This window comes from Phaeovulum sp. (genome assembly GCF_041596715.1).
Lineage (GTDB): Bacteria > Pseudomonadota > Alphaproteobacteria > Rhodobacterales > Rhodobacteraceae > UBA6213.
Genome location: NZ_JBFHIA010000048.1, coordinates 1 through 15,585 on the forward strand (window position 1 = coordinate 1; position 15,585 = coordinate 15,585).

Here is a 15,585-nt window from a genome sequence, read left to right on the forward strand (position 1 = left end):
CATGGCGAGGATATCGCCATTGGTCACATCCATGACCACAGCCGAGGCGCTTTCGGTGCCCAGCCGTGTTTGCACGTAGTTCTGCAACCGATAGTCCAGAGTCAGTTGCAGCGTATCGCCCGGCACGCCTTCCTGACGCGAGAGCTCGCGCATTTCGCGCCCAGCCGAGTTTACCTCGACCCGGCGGGTGCCCGCGCGGCCGCGCAATGCCTGCTCCATCTTGGTCTCGATGCCGATCTTGCCGATCTGGAAGCGCGGTATCCGCAAGAGCGGATCGGGGTCTTCGATGCGCCCAAGGTCGTAATCGGAAACTGGGCCGACATAGCCCAGTGAATGTGCAAAATCGCCGCGCCGCGGATAAAACCGCGAAAGGCCCACCTCGGGGGTTACGCCGGGCAGGGCGGGGGCGTTGACGGCGATGCGCGAGAACTCCTCCCAACTCAGCCGGTCGGCGATGGTGAAGGGGGTTAGCGGGCTGCGGCGGCGGATATCGGCCAGCATGGTTTCGGCATCGGCGTCAGAGATGGCGATCAGGCGGCGCAGTTGCGCGAATACGCTGGTCAAGTCGCCCGCATCCTCGCGCGTAATGGTGACGCGATAATTCGATTCGTTGCCCGCCAGCAGATAGCCGTTGCGATCGTGGATCAGCCCGCGGGCGGGCGGGATCAGGCGGATCTTGATCGAGTTGCCCTCTGACAGAAGCCGGTATTCATCGGCGTGGGCCAGCTGCATGCTGCGCATCCGCAGCGTCAGCACCGCCACCGCACCTGCCTGAATTGCGCCCAGCAACACGCCGCGCCGACTGATGCGGCGCGTGCTTTCGGCGGCGTCGCGGGGGGTGCGTCTCATAGCCGCCTCCCGAAGGCGTCAACCTCGCCCGGGGCGGCGCGGCGCAATCCGAAGGCGGCGTAAGAGGCAATCACCACCAGCGGATAGGCGGCCAGCGTGGCCAGATAATACAGCAGCGTCAGCCCAAGTGGGGGTTGCGGCACCATCAGCAGCGACAGCACCAGACGGTCGGCAAGCACCATCACCAGCAGCAGAACGCCCACTGTAATCCATTCGAGCATGAACGACAGGTCGCGTAGGCTGACCTCGCGGGCGCGCAGGAACTCGGTTCCCCCCAGCACGATCAGCGCCCATAGGCCGGGCGGGCGTTGGAACATCAGATCCTCGATCAGCATCACGGCAACCACCAGCACCGCAGGCACAAACTCGGGCCGCCGCAGCAGCCACGCCAGCGTCAGTGCTAGCGTGATGTCTGGTCCTGGCCAGCCCGACGCGCCGCTTGAAAGCGGCAGCAACCGCAAAAACAGCACGACCATTGCGATCGCAAGATACAGCGCGCGGTGCAGCCACAGCTGGCGGGAGATCGGGTCAACCATCGCCACTGGGCCTTTGCAATGCGCTCGGGGTGCTTTGCGGAGCCTCGCTATCTTCTTCGGTGCTCGCCTCGGGCGGCGGCGGGATCAGTGCGCCCACATCCTGCAATTGCTCGATCGGGTGGCCGCGCAGCACGCGCAGAAAGTCGAGCCGTTCATAATCGGCGGCCAAAAGCACGCGCAGACGTTGGTCGCTGCCCTGCGCCAGTTGGCCAACCAGAATACCCGCCGGAAATACCCCGCCATCGCCGGCGCTCACCACGCGATCGCCGGGGCGCACCTGTTCGGGGCTTTCCAGAAACTCGATCAGCGGCAAAGCCGAGTTGTCGCCCGAAAGCAGCGCGCGCTGACCCGAGGGTTCGATCTTCACGGGCACCCGGCTTGACGCATCGGTCAAGAGCACGACGCGCGCGGTGGTCTGCCCCACGCCCGAAATGCGGCCGACCAGCCCGAGCCCGTCCATCGTGGCCCAGCCATCCACCACGCCGTCGCGCAGGCCGACATTGAGCAGCACGGATTTGCGGAACGGAGAGCCGCTATCGGCCAGCACCACGCCGGAAACCGAAGTCAGCTTGGGGTCAAGCCGCACCGCATTTTGCGCCAGAAGCTTGGCGTTTTGCTGTTCCAGCTGCACCGCCGCTTCTTTCCACGCCTTCATCTGCTGCAACTCGCGCCGCAGTTCCTGATTCTGTTCGTAGACGCGGGCGTAGGATTGAAAGCCCTCGACCATGCCAAGCACCTTGGTCACCGGCACCATGGCCCAATCGAAGGTTGGCACGAAGCGGTCGATGAAGGCGGCGCGGAATCGTTCCACCCGCGGGCTGTCAATGCGCCAGACCAGAAAGGTCAGCGCCAGCACGATCGCCATGAGCGCCACGAGAATGCGCCGCACGGGCCGGGCAAAGTCGATGTCGTCGCGGTCTCTTGCCAAGCTGTCCTCGTTTTAGGTGCAGCCCGCGAGCGGGCGCGTGGTGCGCGCGGCGCAGACCGCGCGCTCAGCTGTCGTAGTCGATCACATGGCGGAGCTGTTTTTCAAACTCGAGTGCCTTGCCGGTGCCAAGCGCAACGCAGTTGAGCGGTGCCTCGGCGATCGAGATGGAAAGCCCCGTCTGCTCGCGCAGCGCCAGATCCAGATCGCCCAGAAGGGCGCCGCCCCCGGTCAGCATTACGCCGCGGTCCACGATGTCGGCGGCAAGATCGGGGGGGGTCGCTTCGAGCGCGGTCATCACCGCCTCGCAAATCTGCTGCACAGGTTCGGCAAGCGCCTCGGCGATATGCGCCTGATTGATCTCGATTTCCTTGGGCACACCGTTCAAGAGGTCGCGCCCGCGCACCAGCATACCGATGCCGCGCCCGTCGTCAGGCATACGGGCGTTGCCGATGGCGAGTTTGATCCGCTCGGCGGTGGATTCGCCCACCAGCAGGTTTTGCTGGCGGCGCAGGTAGTTGATGATCGCCTCGTCCATCCGGTCGCCGCCCACCCGCACCGAGCGGGCATAGACGATGTCGCCAAGGCTCAGCACCGCAACCTCGGTGGTGCCGCCGCCGATATCGACAACCATGCTGCCGGTCGGGTCGGTGATCGGCATGCCCGCACCGATGGCGGCTGCAATCGGTTCAGCCAGAAGCCCCGCGCGCCGCGCGCCTGCCGACAGCACCGACTGGCGGATCGCGCGTTTTTCCACCGGGGTGGCCCCATGCGGCACGCAGCAGATGATTTTTGGCTTCGAAAAGGTCGTGCGCTTGGCGACCTTGCGGATGAAATGCTTGATCATTTCTTCGGCGCTGTCGAAATCGGCGATCACGCCGTCGCGCATCGGGCGCACGGCCTCGATGCTGCCGGGGGTGCGGCCAAGCATCAGCTTGGCGTCTTCGCCTACGGCGAGCACCACCTTCTTGCCGTCCTTCACATGATACGCGACCACCGAAGGCTCGTTCAACACGATGCCCTTGCCCTTCACGTAGATGAGCGTGTTCGCGGTGCCGAGGTCAATCGCCATGTCAGACGAAAACAGACCAAACCCTGCCATCTCGAATATCCCGTTTCCCAAAACCCATCTGCCCCCGACTCGGAAGCGCGAGCCTTGGTTGGAACCCCATATAAAACGCCGGGCGCTGAGGCGGAAGGGAAAAGGACGCAAGGGCAGGGGGATGCCCGGCGGTTTACCGCCGGGCAAGCGATCACGAGGGCGTGCTCATGAACACCGTCTTGCGATCTGCGTCGGGCGCGGTCTTGGCGCGGCGCACCCGCAGCCGGTTCAGCGCGCCGACATAGGCCTTGACGCTGGCAAGGATCGTGTCGGTGTCGGCGGCCGATCCGGTGACGATGCGCCCGTCTTCTTCCATGCGCACCGAAACGGTGGCCTGCGCATCGGTGCCTTCGGTTACGGCGTGCACCTGATAGACCTGAAGGCGCGCCTTGTGCGGGTAGATCGTATCCACCGCGCGGAAGGCCGCATCCACCGGCCCGTCGCCCGAGGTGTCTGCGCTATGCTCGACGCCATCGACCAACAGCTTGAGTTCCGCCGACTGGCCTTCAGAGCCGCAGATCACCCGCAGCCATTTCACCTGAAGATAGTCGCTGTCTGTGTTGGCGGCGGTATCGGACATCAGGGCAATCAGGTCGTCGTCATAGACCTCTTTCTTGCGATCAGCCAATGCCTTGAAGCGCACGAACACATCGCCCAGCTGGTTGTCGGCCAGATCAAAGCCCAGATCGGCGAGCTTGGAGCGCAGCGCCGCACGGCCCGAGTGTTTGCCCATGGCGATGTTGGTTTCGGTAATGCCGATGTCGGCGGGGCGCATGATCTCAAACGTCTCGACGTTTTTCAGCACGCCGTCTTGGTGAATGCCGCTTTCGTGCAGAAAGGCGTTCTTGCCCACCACCGCCTTGTTGAACTGCACCGGAAAGCCCGAAACCTGCGAAACGCGGCGCGAGAGGTTCATGATCTTGGTGGTGTCGATGCCGGTGCTGTAGGGCATCAGGTCGCGCCGCACTTTCAGCGCCATCACCACCTCTTCCAACGCGGTATTGCCCGCGCGTTCGCCCAAACCGTTGATCGTGCACTCGATCTGGCGCGCCCCAGCGCTTACCGCCGCTAGCGAGTTCGCGGTCGCCATGCCAAGGTCGTTGTGGCAATGCGTGGCGAATATTACCGAGTCCGCACCCGGCACCCGTTCCAGCAACATGCGGATGATCGCGCCGCTTTCCTCAGGCAGCGTATAGCCCACTGTATCGGGAATGTTGATCGTGCTGGCCCCGGCCTTGATCGCGGTTTCGACCACTTGGCAGAGATAGTCACGCTCGGTGCGGATCGCGTCCATCGCGGACCATTGCACGTTGTCGCAAAGGTTGCGCGCGTGGGTCACCGTGTCATGGATCACCGCCAGCATCGCCTCTTGCCCCAGCTTGGTGATTTCGCGGTGCAGGGGCGAGGTGCCGATAAAGGTGTGAATCCGCGGGCGCGGCGAATGGCGCACCGCATCCCAGCAGCGGTCGATATCTTTTGCGTTGGCGCGTGCGAGGCCGCAAATCACGGCAGATTTCGCGACCTTGGCAATGGCGCTGACAGCTTCGAAATCGCCTTCGGAGGCAATCGGGAAACCGGCCTCGATGATATCGACGCCCATTTCATCAAGCAGCAGCGCGATCTCGAGCTTTTCGGATTGGCTCATTGTGGCGCCGGGCGATTGTTCGCCGTCGCGCAGAGTGGTGTCAAAAATCAGAACGCGGTCGGAGGTCATGATGTCATCTCGGATTTGTCAGAAGGGTTTGGCTGTTTCGGGTGCTGGCCTGTCCGAGCGGTCGCACCCAAAGGCACGCTCAGACGCGACCAAGAAGAAGCAGGCCAATAAGGGGCAGCGCGCAGGACGAGGCGTCATGCGGTGCGGGGCAGGGGGCAATGGGGTGCCGCGTGCGGTTCATGGGGCCGGACTATACGGCGAGTGCGCGAAAAGAAAAGCCAAAATCGAAATACCAAGGGCGGCATCTGCTAGGCCGGGCCCGCCGCCCCGGTTAATCGAGCGTTTGGCGATAGCGCAGCATTGCGAGCAGCACGATCACCGCAAGGATCACCCCAATCGCCGCCATGTCGCCCGTAATGTCGGCCATTGTCGCGCCTTTCAGCATCACTTTGCGCACGATACGCAGATAATGCGTGGCCGGAATCGCGGTGCCGAGGGCTTGCGCCCAGCCGGGCATACCCGCGAAGGGGAACATGAACCCTGACAGCAAGATCGTAGGCAGAATCGTGAAAAAGCTGGCCTGCATCGCCTGCATCTGGGTGCGCACCAGCGTCGAGATCAGGAAACCCAGCGCCAGATTGACGACGATGTAGAGGTTGAAGCCCAGAAAGAACGCCCAGTGCGACCCCAAAAACGGCACGTCGAACAAAAGGTCGGCGGAAATCAGGAACACTGCGGTCTGCACATAGCCCACAAAGACATATGGCAGGATCTTGCCCAACATCACCTCGAACGGGCGCACCGGCGTGGCGATCAGCGATTCCATAGTGCCACGTTCGGTTTCTCGCACGATTGCCACGGCGGTGATCAGCACCATGGTCATCGCCAGAATCACCGCCAGAAGGCCCGGAACGGTATTCACCGAACTCAGTTGTTCGGGGTTGAACTGGCGGTGCAGCGTTAACGAAAACGCAGCCGGGCTGGCTGAGGCCGTGGCCAGCGGCCCGGTTAGCGTTTGCTCGATGGCGCGTTCGAGTATGCCTGACAGCGCGCTCATCGCGCTGCCCACTGCCACCGGGTCCGATGCGTCGGCGGAGACGAGGATTTCGGGGCTGCGCCCGCGCACGACATCACGTTCGAATCCCTGCGGCACGACGACCACGAAATTGGCGGTGCCATCGCGCAGCGCGCGTTCGCCCGCCTCGATACCGTCAACCCGGCCGATGAACTGGAAATACTCCGAGGTTTCCATGCCAGCCAGAACGGCGCGCGTAATGGGCCCGTCATCGGCAATTTCGACCAGTGTTGGCAGATGGTGCGGATCGGTGTTGATCGCAAAGCCGAACAACAGCAGTTGCAATATCGGAATCCCTACCATCATTCCAAAGGTCAGCCGGTCGCGCCGCATCTGCACGAACTCTTTGGCAAGCACTGCCCAGAAGCGGCCAAGCGAAAACCCGATCATGCCGCAGCCCCTGCCTTGACCGCGGGCGCGTCGTCGCGGCTGAAATTGTCAGAGGCCGAGGCCATCAGATAGATGAACGCCTCTTCCAGCTCGGCGTCCTTTTTTTGCCATCGGTGCAGGCCGCGCGCCATGCCGGCCTTTGCCACGGCATCGAGCGCCGCCGTATCGGTGCCGGAAACATGCAGCACCGCGCCGAAACGCGCCACCTGCCCGACGCCGGGGGTGGCGCGCAGCTCGGTCTCGAGCGCGCTGATATCGGGGCCTTGCACGCGCCATGTGTGCAATCCGATCATCGCCGGTATTTCGTGCGACGGCCCGGCGATCAGCTTTTTGCCATAGGCGATATAGGCGATGTAGTCGCACTGCACCGCCTCATCCATGTAATGGGTGGAAACCAGAACCGTCACGCCTGCCGCTGAAAGCCGCCGGATCTCATCCCAGAAATCGCGGCGCGCTTTGGGGTCAACGCCTGCGGTCGGCTCATCAAGCAGAAGCAAGGCAGGCTTATGCAACATGCAGGCTGCCAGTGCGAGGCGCTGCTTCCAGCCGCCCGAAAGGGTGCCCGCCAGTTGCCCGGCACGGTCGGCAAGGCCAAGGTCGTCAAGCGCGTGGTTTACCGCGGCTCGCCGCCCCTTCATGCGATACATGCGGGCCACGAAGTCGAGGTTTTCGCGGATGGTCAGGTCTTCATACAGCGAAAAGCGCTGCGTCATGTAGCCGACGTTTTCCTTGATCTGCCCGGATTGGGTGCGAATATCGTAGCCAAGGCAGGTGCCGTCGCCGCCATCGGCGGTAAGCAGGCCGCACATGATGCGGATCGTGGTGGTCTTGCCCGAGCCGTTCGGGCCGAGGAAGCCGTAGATCGAACCGCGCGGCACATCCATGTCGAAATTGTCCACCACGGTGCGCGCGCCAAAGCGCTTGGTGATGCCGCGCACCGAGATTGCGAAATCGTCGCTCATGGCCAGAACACAAGGCTGACCGGCTGGCCCGGCAACAGCCCGGCCTCTGCTTCAATCTTTGCCTCGGCGCGGTAGACAAGCCGCGTGCGCTGTTCGCGCGAATAGATGATTGGCGGGGTGAACTGCGGGTCGGCGGCAAGGCGGGTGAGGGTGGCGGTCAGCCCCGGTGCGCAGGTATCGCACGAAAGCCGAAAGCGCGCGCCGGGTGCAAGTTTCGGGCGGTCGGACTCGGGCACGAAGAACAATACCGTCATCGGGCCTTCGCGCAGGATCGACAGCACCGGGGTGCCTGCGCCCGCGACTTCGCCGGGGTCGAAAAAAAGCTTTTCCACGCGGCCAGCGGCGGGGGCCGCTACCTGCCGTTCGGATAGCGCGGTGCGGGCGCGTTCGGCTTCGGCCTCGGCGGCATGCAGCGCGGCCTCGGCGGCGCTGCGCTGCGCCGCGCGGGCCGGCAGTTCTGCAACCGCAAGCTGCGCGCGCGCTTGCGCAACCTGCGCCGTGGCGGTGGCCAGTGCGGCGCGCTGCGAATCGAGTTGCGCCACCGTGGCGGTGCCGCTGACACTGAGCTGCTCGGATCGATCAAGCGTGCTTTGCGCCAGTTTCTGCTGCGATTCTGCCTGTGCCAGTGCAGCGCGAAGCACCTCGATTTCTTCGGGGCGCGCGCCGGTTTGCAGGTTGTCGAGGTTGGCCTCCGCTGCCGCCACCTGCGCCTCGGCTGCTGCCAGCGCCGCCGCCTGCGTGCTGTCTTCCAGCCGGAACAGCGGTTGCCCCGCCACAACTGACATACCTTCAATCGCGGTGATCTCGCTCAGTCGTCCGGCACCGGTGGCCGACACATAAATGTAATCGGCCTCGATATAGCCGGAATAGCCGGCTTCGGGTTCGGCCCCGAACCCCGGCCAGATAACGGCGATCAAGCCGACGAGAAAGCCTGGCATGGCGCTCATTTTGGCGTCTCCGTTTCAGGGTCAAGTCCGGCCAAGAGTATGGCCAGATGCGTTTCTACCAGTCGCTCGATCGCCAGCCCGTCGGCCGGGGTGACGCCGAACACCTCTGAAAGCATCACATGCGCAACCAGCGGCCCGATCACGCATCGCACCGCCATTTCGGGGTCAATCGGGCGGATGTAGCCGCCAGCCACGCCTGCCGCGATCAACCGCTGCAGCGCCGGGATCGCATTGGCCAGCACCTCGTCATGGTAAAGTTTTGCAATTTCGGGCGCGGCAATAGCCTCGCGGATCACCAGTTTGGGCACCGAAAGCGTGTGTGGATCGCTAAGCGCCTTTGCCACCAGCCGCAGAAATCGGGCAATCAGTGGCCTTGGGTCGCCCTGCTCGGCACCGACGACGCCTTGTGCAAAGACCGCTACGGGGCTGATCGCGCGGCGCACCAGACCTTCGAGAAGAGCCTTCTTCGAAGGGAAGTAAAGATAGACCGCGCCTTTGGAAATACCGGCGCGGCGGGCGATCTGATCGACTGTGGTGTGGGTGTAACCCTTTGCCACAAACAGCGCCAAGGCGGCGTCGAGCACCTCGTCGGGGCGCGCTTCGGCGCGGCGGCGGAACTTGGGGCCGGCGGCGGTGCCGGGCGGGGTGGGAGTGGTGCTGTTCATGCGATATTACTAACTGACTGGTCAGTTAGTTGCAATACCAGGCATGGCGGCGCGATATTTTCGGCTGGGTGAACATAGTGGAAGTGCTGCTGTGGCACCTGGCGAGCATGAAGAAAAACATGAGAAGGCAAAGCCTTGCGCGCACGTGCGGCTTTTGCCTCTGTGGCAGCTTTGCCGCAGGTGCCTATGGGCAATAAGGCCGCGTTGGCACGCTGCTTGGGGGGGCGTCTGGTGCCGCGCCAGAGCGCAGGCACCGGCGCGTTGGCCGCCCTTGGCTTAGTTTGCCGGGGCTGGCTCTGCGGGTTCGTCCGTTTCAGGCTCGGTTGCAGCAGGCGCCGAGGCTGGAACGTCGGGGGCGGCCTCTAGCGGCAGATCCTGACGCCATTCTGCGTCGATTACCCCACCGCTGGCATAAACCATTACACCGCGACCTTGGCGCTTGCCGGCGACAAAGCCACCCTCGTAGACATCGCCGGTGGGGTAACTGGCAACGCCTTGCCCTTCGGCCTCGCCCGCCCGCCATTCGCCGTCGTAGCGATAGCCTGCGGGTGTGGTCAGCACGCCTTTGCCTTCGCGCAGCCCTTGCACGAAATTGCCCTCGTAGATCGAGCCGTCTGCATAAACGGCACGCCCTTGGCCGTGCCGCAAGCCATCTTCCCACGCGCCTTCATAGACATAGCCGTCGGGATAGCTCATGCGGCCTTGGCCGTGGTTGCGGCCGGCCAGAAAATCGCCTTCGTAGACCATGCCATTGGCATAGCTTGCCACGCCCCGGCCCTCGATCAAGCCACCCGCCCATCCGCCTTCGTAGCTGGAGCCATCGGGGTAGGTGATGCGTCCTTGGCCATCGGGCTGATCGGCAACAAAGCCGCCCTCGTAGATCGTGCCATCGGGGTAGACCACGCGACCTTCGCCCTCGATCCGGCCAGCGACCCAAGTGCCATCGTAAATATAGCCATCGGCACCGCGAAAGCTGCCCTGCCCGTCGCGGCGATCTTCGACAAAACCGCCTTCGTAGATGTCGCCGTTGGCGTAGGTGACGGTGCCCATGCCGTGCCGTTTGCCATCGAGGAAGGTGCCTTCAAAGACATCGCCTCCGGGTTGCTCCAGCCGCCCGGCACCGCTCATTTTTCCGGCAAGCCAGCTTCCGTCATAGATCATGCCATCGGGCGTGGTCAGTTTGCCCAGCCCTTCGCGCTGGCCGCCCAGCATCTGGCCTTCGTAGGTCGAGCCATCGGCATAGGTGATGCGACCGTTGCCTTCCTTGACGCCCATTACCCAATCGCCGGAATAGATGTAGCCATCGGCACCCTGCATCTCGCCCTTGCCGTTGTGCACGGCGTTCACGAAACCGCCCGTGTAGCGGGTGCCGTTGGCATAGACTGCGATGCCCTCGCCGGTCATCTCGCCCGCGACCCAGTCGCCATCGTAACTGGCACCGTCTGCAAAGACGATGCGGCCCTTGCCCTGCGGCTGGCCCGCGACAAAGCTGCCTTCATAAACCGAGCCATTGGGAAAGCGCGCGCGACCTTCGCCCTCGATCACACCATCGACCCAGTTGCCGACGTATTCGTAGCCGTCGGTGGTGCGATAGGTGCCAAAGCCGTGCTGGCGGCCATCCTTGAAGCTGCCTTCGTAGAAACCGCCGTCCTCGTATTGCTTGGTCGTTACCTGCTGCGCCAGCGCAGAACCCGACGTCAGCGCCAGCACCAACGCCAGCCCGAACCCCGCCCGAAGCATGCCCGCCATCTGCCAACCCCCGTTCGCGACCCCGCCCACGCTTGCGCGCGATATCTGCGTGCAAACCTAAGCCGCTGATCCGGCGCTGACAAGCCGCGGGCAGGGCGGGGGGCGCGCGGGCAGGGTGCACGCGCGCACTTTCGCTTGCGCCTCGTTCTGCTAAACCGGGGGGGACGCCTAGTGGAGCCTGCCTTGACCGACCGTTTTCGCCTGACCATCGCGCAACTGAACCCGACAGTGGGCGCTTTTGCCGCCAATGCCGCCAAGGCCGAGCAGGCGTGGAAATCCGCGCGCGAGGCGGGGGCCGATATGGTGGCGCTGCCCGAAATGTTCCTGACTGGCTATCAGACGCAGGATCTGGTGCTGAAACCCGCCTTTGTGGCCGAAGCGATGGCGGCGATGGAGCAGTTGGCGGCGGCCTGTGCAGATGGCCCGGCGCTGGGCATCGGTGGGCCCTATGCCGACGACAGCGGCCTTTATAACGCATGGTGGGTGCTACAGGGCGGCAAGGTCGTGGCGCGGATGCTCAAGCATCATCGGCCCAACGACGATGTTTTTGACGAAGTGCGGCTGTTCGATCAGGGCCCGATTTCAGGCCCTTACCGAATCGGCCCGCTGCGGATCGGCACCCCGGTTTGCGAGGATGCATGGCATGAGGACGTGCCCGAGGCGCTGGCCGAAACCGGTGCCGAGGTGCTGCTGGTGCCGAACGGGTCGCCCTATCGGCGCGGCAAACTTGACTTGCGTATGCAGGTGACGGTGGCGCGGGTGGTCGAAACCGGGTTGCCGCTGATCTACCTCAATGCAGTCGGCGGGCAGGACGATCAACTGTTCGACGGTGCGAGCTTTGCGCTGAATCCCGGTGGGGAACTGGCGCTGCAACTTCCGCCCTTCGACGAGGTGATCGAGCATGTCGATCTTGCGCGCGGGCCGGACGGCTGGCGCGTGCTGCAAGGGTCGCTTGCCCCGCAGCCCGATACTTGGGAACAGGACTATCGCGCGATGGTGCTGGGCTTGAAGGACTACCTTGGAAAATCAGGGTTTTCCAAAGTGCTGCTTGGGCTTTCGGGGGGCGTTGACTCGGCGCTGGTCGCAACCATTGCTGCCGATGCTTTGGGCCCGGAAAATGTGCGCTGCGTCATGCTGCCTTCCGAGTTCACCTCGCAAGCCTCGCTTGACGATGCCGCAGATGTCGCCCACCGCCTCGGGTGCCGCCTTGATACAGTGCCGATCGAAGGTGCTCGTGCGGCGGTAGCGCAGGCGCTTTCGGGCGTGATGGCGGGCACCGCGCCCGATGTCACCGAAGAAAACATCCAATCCCGGCTGCGCGCGCTGATGTTGATGGGGATATCCAACAAGCATGGCGAAATGCTGTTGACCACGGGCAACAAATCCGAGGTAGCGGTGGGCTACTGCACCATCTATGGCGATATGGCGGGGGGCTATAACCCGCTGAAAGACCTTTATAAAACAAGGGTTTTTGAAACCTGCCGCTGGCGGAACGCGAACCACCGCGACTGGATGGCTGGCCCCGCGGGCGAGGTTATTCCGCCCGGGGTGATCGACAAGCCGCCTACCGCAGAGCTGCGCGCCGACCAGAAGGATCAGGACAGTCTGCCCCCCTACGAGGTGCTCGATGCAATCCTCGAGCGGCTGGTCGAAGGCGACCAGTCTGTGGCCGAGGTGGTGGCGGCAGGGTTTGACCGCGCCACGGTGAAGCGGGTGGAGCATCTGCTCTACATATCGGAATGGAAGCGCTTTCAATCCGCCCCCGGCCCGCGGTTATCGACCCGCGCCTTTTGGCTTGATCGCCGCTATCCAATAGTGAACCGGTGGCGCGACCAAAGCTGAAAACGCATAACCGTTATGCATCGCAGAATTGACTTGTATCAGTGCAAAGGGCACCGTTCTTCTGCAGTGCTGAGGTGCGGCCGCAGAACCGGCGCGCAGGCTCCGATTCTGCAGAGGTAGCAGGTTTGACCGTCATTTAACGGTCGATCGTAAATCAAGGAGACGAGAGATGCAGCAGATCATGACCCAAAGCGCACCGAGCCAGCGTTCCTTGCTGTCGGCCGGGCTTTGGGCGGGCCTCGCGGGGGGTGCCGCCGAAATAGCGTGGATTGCAATTTATCGTGGACTCGTAGGTTCCGGCAGCGCCGATGTGGCGCGTGGAATTACGGAAACCGTGTTTCCTTCGCTGGCGAACGCCTCTTATTCAGTGGCGCTTGGGCTGGTAATTCATATGGTCTTGGCTATTGGTTTGGGTATTGCTGCGGCGTATTTTGTTGCCCGCGTATTCCCCCGCTTGGCCGGAAGCTGGGCCGAATTTGCGATGATTCTGGGTATTCTGGTCTGCGTCTGGAGCATGAACTTCTTTGTGATCCTGCCGATTGTTAACCCGGCCTTCGTCACGATCGTGCCTTACGGTGCAAGCTTCGTTTCGAAAACCCTGTTCGGCTTGTTCGCGGCGCTGGTGTTCCGCCGCGCAGCGCGCGCCTGAAAGGCTGGACCCCGGCGGCGGTAACGCCGCCGGACCACTAGACCCTACTGAGTGTGCAAAGCGGCGTCAGGTGCCGCACTTCGGCGGCGCGGCAGAGTTGCGTCGCCGCCGTTGTAACAGCCGAGCTTGCCGCCGCCGCGCCTTTTTGCAGCGCGCGCTCTGGCGGCTCACCCCGGCTTAGCGCCAGCACGAAGGCACCAACGAAACTGTCGCCCGCTCCGGTCTTGGAAACCACCTCGACCTTGGCTGCGGCGGCATGCCATCGCCCCTCGGACGTGGCCAGCACCGAGCCATCGGCACCGCGCGCCACGATCACCATTTCCGCCAACCGCTGTTCTACCAGTTGCTGCGCAAAATCGGCGCTGTCCTTGCGGCTGGGCAGGGTGCGGCCTGCCAGTTCTTCGGCTTCTTCGCCGTCCATCCGCAGCAGATAGACCGGGGCCGTAGCCGCCTTGAGCAGATGGTGCAGCGGCTTGCCCGAGGTATCTAGCACCAGCCGCGCCCCGGTGCGCCGTATACGCGCTGCAAGACGCGCGGGGAAATCGGCTGGCACACCCGGCGGTTGGCTGCCCGACAGCACCACCAAACCACCGCGCGGTGCGGCGCGCGAGATCCGCGCCAAGGCTGCATTCACCGATTTCAGCGGCCAGTCTGGCCCGGGCGTCACAAACCGAAACTGATGCCCGCTGGCCTTTTCATGCACCGAAAAGCTTAGCCGGGTTTCGCCCGGTGCCGGAAACGGGGCAAGGCCGATGCCAGCGTCGGTCAGAAGATGCACGAGCTTGTCACCCATCGGCCCGCCCACTGCTACGAAGGCGGTAGAATGGCCGCCCAGAATGGTGATGGCGCGACTGACGTTGATGCCACCGCCACCGGGGTCGGTGTCGGGGCTGGTAGAGCGCAGCTTGCGGTCGGGCTCTACCGCGTCGGTCGTTGTCGAATAATCAACCGTCGGGTTCAGCGTCACGGTCAGGATCGGGTTCATCGGTAGCCTCGTCTGATGCGGGCATACACTGCCACCTTCGCGCGCGTAATTCCAGTGGTTGCGCTAACAAAGGTTTCGCTGCGACGCTTTCGCCGCAGCGAGTTTTTTTAAAGTGACAGTTGGTAAGATGCCGGAACATAGCGCCAGCCCGCGCCCTTGGCTTCTAGGTAGCCGACTGCGGGGAACGGCATGTGATAGCCGGCAAAAGGCAACCTATCGGCCGCGATCATGCCCAGAAGGTTGCGCCTTGTGGCGGCGGCCTGCGCCTTGTCGGCGTCAAAGCGCACCTCCCAGTCGGGTTGTTCAAGCGACCAGACGTAGTGGTTTGCCGCATCGGCAATCAGCACCATGTTTTGCCCGCTGCTTTCAAGCATATAGGCCATGTGGCCGGGGGTGTGGCCTGGTGCGTCGAGCGCGGTGATACCGGGCACGGGGCTGGTGCCGGGTTCGATAAAGCTCATGCGCTCGTTCAGTGGGCGCACCTTGGCGTCGAAGCCCGCATTGCCCGCCGCAGACCAGAAATTGTGCTCGACGCTGCCGGTTACATAGCGGGCATTGGCGAAGGTGGCAGTTTCACCCTCCATCAAGCCGCCGATATGGTCGCCGTGCATGTGGGTGATGACCACGGTATCAACCTGATCCGGGGTAACGCCCGCCGCCGCCAGCGCGGCGACGATTTCGGAAGAGGAATTGCCGGTGTCGAACAGCACCAACTCTGCCCCGGCGTTGACCAGAACCGGGGTGAAGTAGAATCGCGTCTTGTCCGCCGGAATGAAGGCTGCGGTGGCGGCGGCGGCGAAATCGGCGTCAGAGGCGTTGGTGCCAAAAATAGTATGCGGGTCTTCCACGATGCGGGTGCCCGAAAGCAGCGTTGTCACCTCGAAATCGCCAACGGCGACGCGGTGGAAAGGCGCAATTGCTAAGCCCTGCATCGGCGCGCTTGCGCGCGCGGTGCGGGGCAGGGCAGCCGCGAATGGCAATGATGCGGCGGCCAGAAGCGCGCTTCGGCGGGTAATAGGTGCGTGCATGGTGGACTCCTTTGGGTTGTAAAAAGTCCGACCAGAGTGCCACGAGAACGGCCCGCGCCAAAGCCCGGACTATTCCCACCAGCGGTCTATCACCGCAATGTCATCATCCGACCAGCCAAAGTGGTGCGCCATTTCATGCACCATCACATGCGCAACCAAGGTGCCCAAGGCCACATCGCCGCGCGCGATCCACTCATCAAGAATCGGGCGGCGGAAAAGCCAGATCA

Annotated in this window: 14 protein-coding genes and 1 pseudogene; 2 read left to right on the forward strand and 13 right to left on the reverse strand. The window is 63.5% G+C overall.

The genetic code is table 11. From position 1 onward, the window contains the following. The 10 genes and pseudogenes from ABY403_RS05115 to ABY403_RS05160 all read right to left on the reverse strand — a co-directional run. Window positions 1-849, reverse strand: a pseudogene (locus tag ABY403_RS05115) (penicillin-binding protein 2); the annotation flags it as partial. Beyond that, window positions 846-1,385 (reverse strand): rod shape-determining protein MreD, encoded by a 540-nt coding sequence (locus ABY403_RS05120; protein ID WP_372839577.1) that lies wholly within the window; start codon window positions 1,383-1,385, stop codon window positions 846-848. The pseudogene ABY403_RS05115 and the gene ABY403_RS05120, both read right to left, overlap by 4 nt. Continuing rightward, a complete protein-coding gene (gene mreC / locus ABY403_RS05125) occupies window positions 1,378-2,313 on the reverse strand; it encodes a rod shape-determining protein MreC (RefSeq protein WP_372839578.1) in 936 nt (311 codons plus the stop codon). Before mreC ends, ABY403_RS05120 begins: the two co-directional genes overlap by 8 nt. Before the next feature lie 64 nt (window positions 2,314-2,377). Continuing rightward, entirely contained in the window at window positions 2,378-3,412 is a 1,035-nt protein-coding gene (locus ABY403_RS05130; RefSeq protein ID WP_372839580.1) for a rod shape-determining protein, read from the reverse strand. 151 nt (window positions 3,413-3,563) lie between these two features. Beyond that, the gene (locus ABY403_RS05135; protein ID WP_372839582.1) at window positions 3,564-5,126 is read right to left on the reverse strand and encodes a 2-isopropylmalate synthase; all 1,563 of its coding nucleotides are present in this window, start codon (window positions 5,124-5,126) and stop codon (window positions 3,564-3,566) included. A 271-nt stretch (window positions 5,127-5,397) separates the two neighbouring features. Beyond that, window positions 5,398-6,531 (reverse strand): ABC transporter permease, encoded by a 1,134-nt coding sequence (locus ABY403_RS05140; protein WP_372839584.1) that lies wholly within the window; start codon window positions 6,529-6,531, stop codon window positions 5,398-5,400. Next, window positions 6,528-7,493, reverse strand: coding sequence for an ABC transporter ATP-binding protein (locus ABY403_RS05145; RefSeq protein WP_372839585.1), 966 nt, complete (start codon window positions 7,491-7,493; stop codon window positions 6,528-6,530). Before ABY403_RS05145 ends, ABY403_RS05140 begins: the two co-directional genes overlap by 4 nt. Beyond that, window positions 7,490-8,440 (reverse strand): HlyD family secretion protein, encoded by a 951-nt coding sequence (locus ABY403_RS05150; protein WP_372839587.1) that lies wholly within the window; start codon window positions 8,438-8,440, stop codon window positions 7,490-7,492. Before ABY403_RS05150 ends, ABY403_RS05145 begins: the two co-directional genes overlap by 4 nt. Further along, window positions 8,437-9,105 carry a TetR/AcrR family transcriptional regulator gene (locus tag ABY403_RS05155; protein ID WP_372839588.1) on the reverse strand — a complete coding sequence of 223 codons (669 nt, stop codon included), beginning with the start codon at window positions 9,103-9,105 and terminating at the stop codon, window positions 8,437-8,439. Before ABY403_RS05155 ends, ABY403_RS05150 begins: the two co-directional genes overlap by 4 nt. Before the next feature lie 276 nt (window positions 9,106-9,381). Continuing rightward, window positions 9,382-10,845, reverse strand: coding sequence for a 2-isopropylmalate synthase (locus ABY403_RS05160; protein ID WP_372839595.1), 1,464 nt, complete (start codon window positions 10,843-10,845; stop codon window positions 9,382-9,384). 192 nt (window positions 10,846-11,037) lie between these two features. Between ABY403_RS05160 and ABY403_RS05165 the strand changes: the two genes are divergently transcribed. Next, window positions 11,038-12,696, forward strand: a complete 1,659-nt coding sequence (locus tag ABY403_RS05165) for an NAD+ synthase (RefSeq protein ID WP_372839589.1) — start codon at window positions 11,038-11,040, stop codon at window positions 12,694-12,696. A gap of 169 nt (window positions 12,697-12,865) precedes the next feature. Then, on the forward strand, window positions 12,866-13,345 hold the full coding sequence (locus tag ABY403_RS05170; RefSeq protein ID WP_372839591.1) for a hypothetical protein: 480 nt from the start codon (window positions 12,866-12,868) through the stop codon (window positions 13,343-13,345). Window positions 13,346-13,382: 37 nt separating this feature from the next. On the opposite strand, the gene ABY403_RS05175 is transcribed toward ABY403_RS05170, so the two are convergent. The 3 genes from ABY403_RS05175 to ABY403_RS05185 form a co-directional block, all read right to left on the reverse strand. Then, a complete protein-coding gene (locus ABY403_RS05175) occupies window positions 13,383-14,330 on the reverse strand; it encodes a 1-phosphofructokinase family hexose kinase (protein WP_372839592.1) in 948 nt (315 codons plus the stop codon). A gap of 107 nt (window positions 14,331-14,437) precedes the next feature. Continuing rightward, complete coding sequence (locus ABY403_RS05180) at window positions 14,438-15,358, reverse strand: MBL fold metallo-hydrolase (RefSeq protein WP_372839593.1); 921 nt, start codon at window positions 15,356-15,358, stop codon at window positions 14,438-14,440. Window positions 15,359-15,427: 69 nt separating this feature from the next. Then, window positions 15,428-15,585: metallopeptidase family protein (locus ABY403_RS05185; protein ID WP_372839596.1), on the reverse strand; the 158-nt coding region annotated here is incomplete at its 5' end.

What these genes read in the sequence shown, in the direction of transcription:
- ABY403_RS05160 (WP_372839595.1), bottom strand. Translation starts at nt 10,845, where the DNA reads ATGCTTCGGGCGGGGTTCGGGCTGGCGTTGGTGCTGGCGCTGACGTCG.
- ABY403_RS05120 (WP_372839577.1), bottom strand. Translation starts at nt 1,385, where the DNA reads ATGGTTGACCCGATCTCCCGCCAGCTGTGGCTGCACCGCGCGCTGTAT.
- ABY403_RS05180 (WP_372839593.1), bottom strand. Translation starts at nt 15,358, where the DNA reads ATGCACGCACCTATTACCCGCCGAAGCGCGCTTCTGGCCGCCGCATCA.
- ABY403_RS05175 (WP_372839592.1), bottom strand. Translation starts at nt 14,330, where the DNA reads ATGAACCCGATCCTGACCGTGACGCTGAACCCGACGGTTGATTATTCG.
- ABY403_RS05150 (WP_372839587.1), bottom strand. Translation starts at nt 8,440, where the DNA reads ATGAGCGCCATGCCAGGCTTTCTCGTCGGCTTGATCGCCGTTATCTGG.
- ABY403_RS05140 (WP_372839584.1), bottom strand. Translation starts at nt 6,531, where the DNA reads ATGATCGGGTTTTCGCTTGGCCGCTTCTGGGCAGTGCTTGCCAAAGAG.
- ABY403_RS05135 (WP_372839582.1), bottom strand. Translation starts at nt 5,126, where the DNA reads ATGACCTCCGACCGCGTTCTGATTTTTGACACCACTCTGCGCGACGGC.
- ABY403_RS05130 (WP_372839580.1), bottom strand. Translation starts at nt 3,412, where the DNA reads ATGGCAGGGTTTGGTCTGTTTTCGTCTGACATGGCGATTGACCTCGGC.
- ABY403_RS05145 (WP_372839585.1), bottom strand. Translation starts at nt 7,493, where the DNA reads ATGAGCGACGATTTCGCAATCTCGGTGCGCGGCATCACCAAGCGCTTT.
- ABY403_RS05155 (WP_372839588.1), bottom strand. Translation starts at nt 9,105, where the DNA reads ATGAACAGCACCACTCCCACCCCGCCCGGCACCGCCGCCGGCCCCAAG.
- ABY403_RS05170 (WP_372839591.1), top strand. Translation starts at nt 12,866, where the DNA reads ATGCAGCAGATCATGACCCAAAGCGCACCGAGCCAGCGTTCCTTGCTG.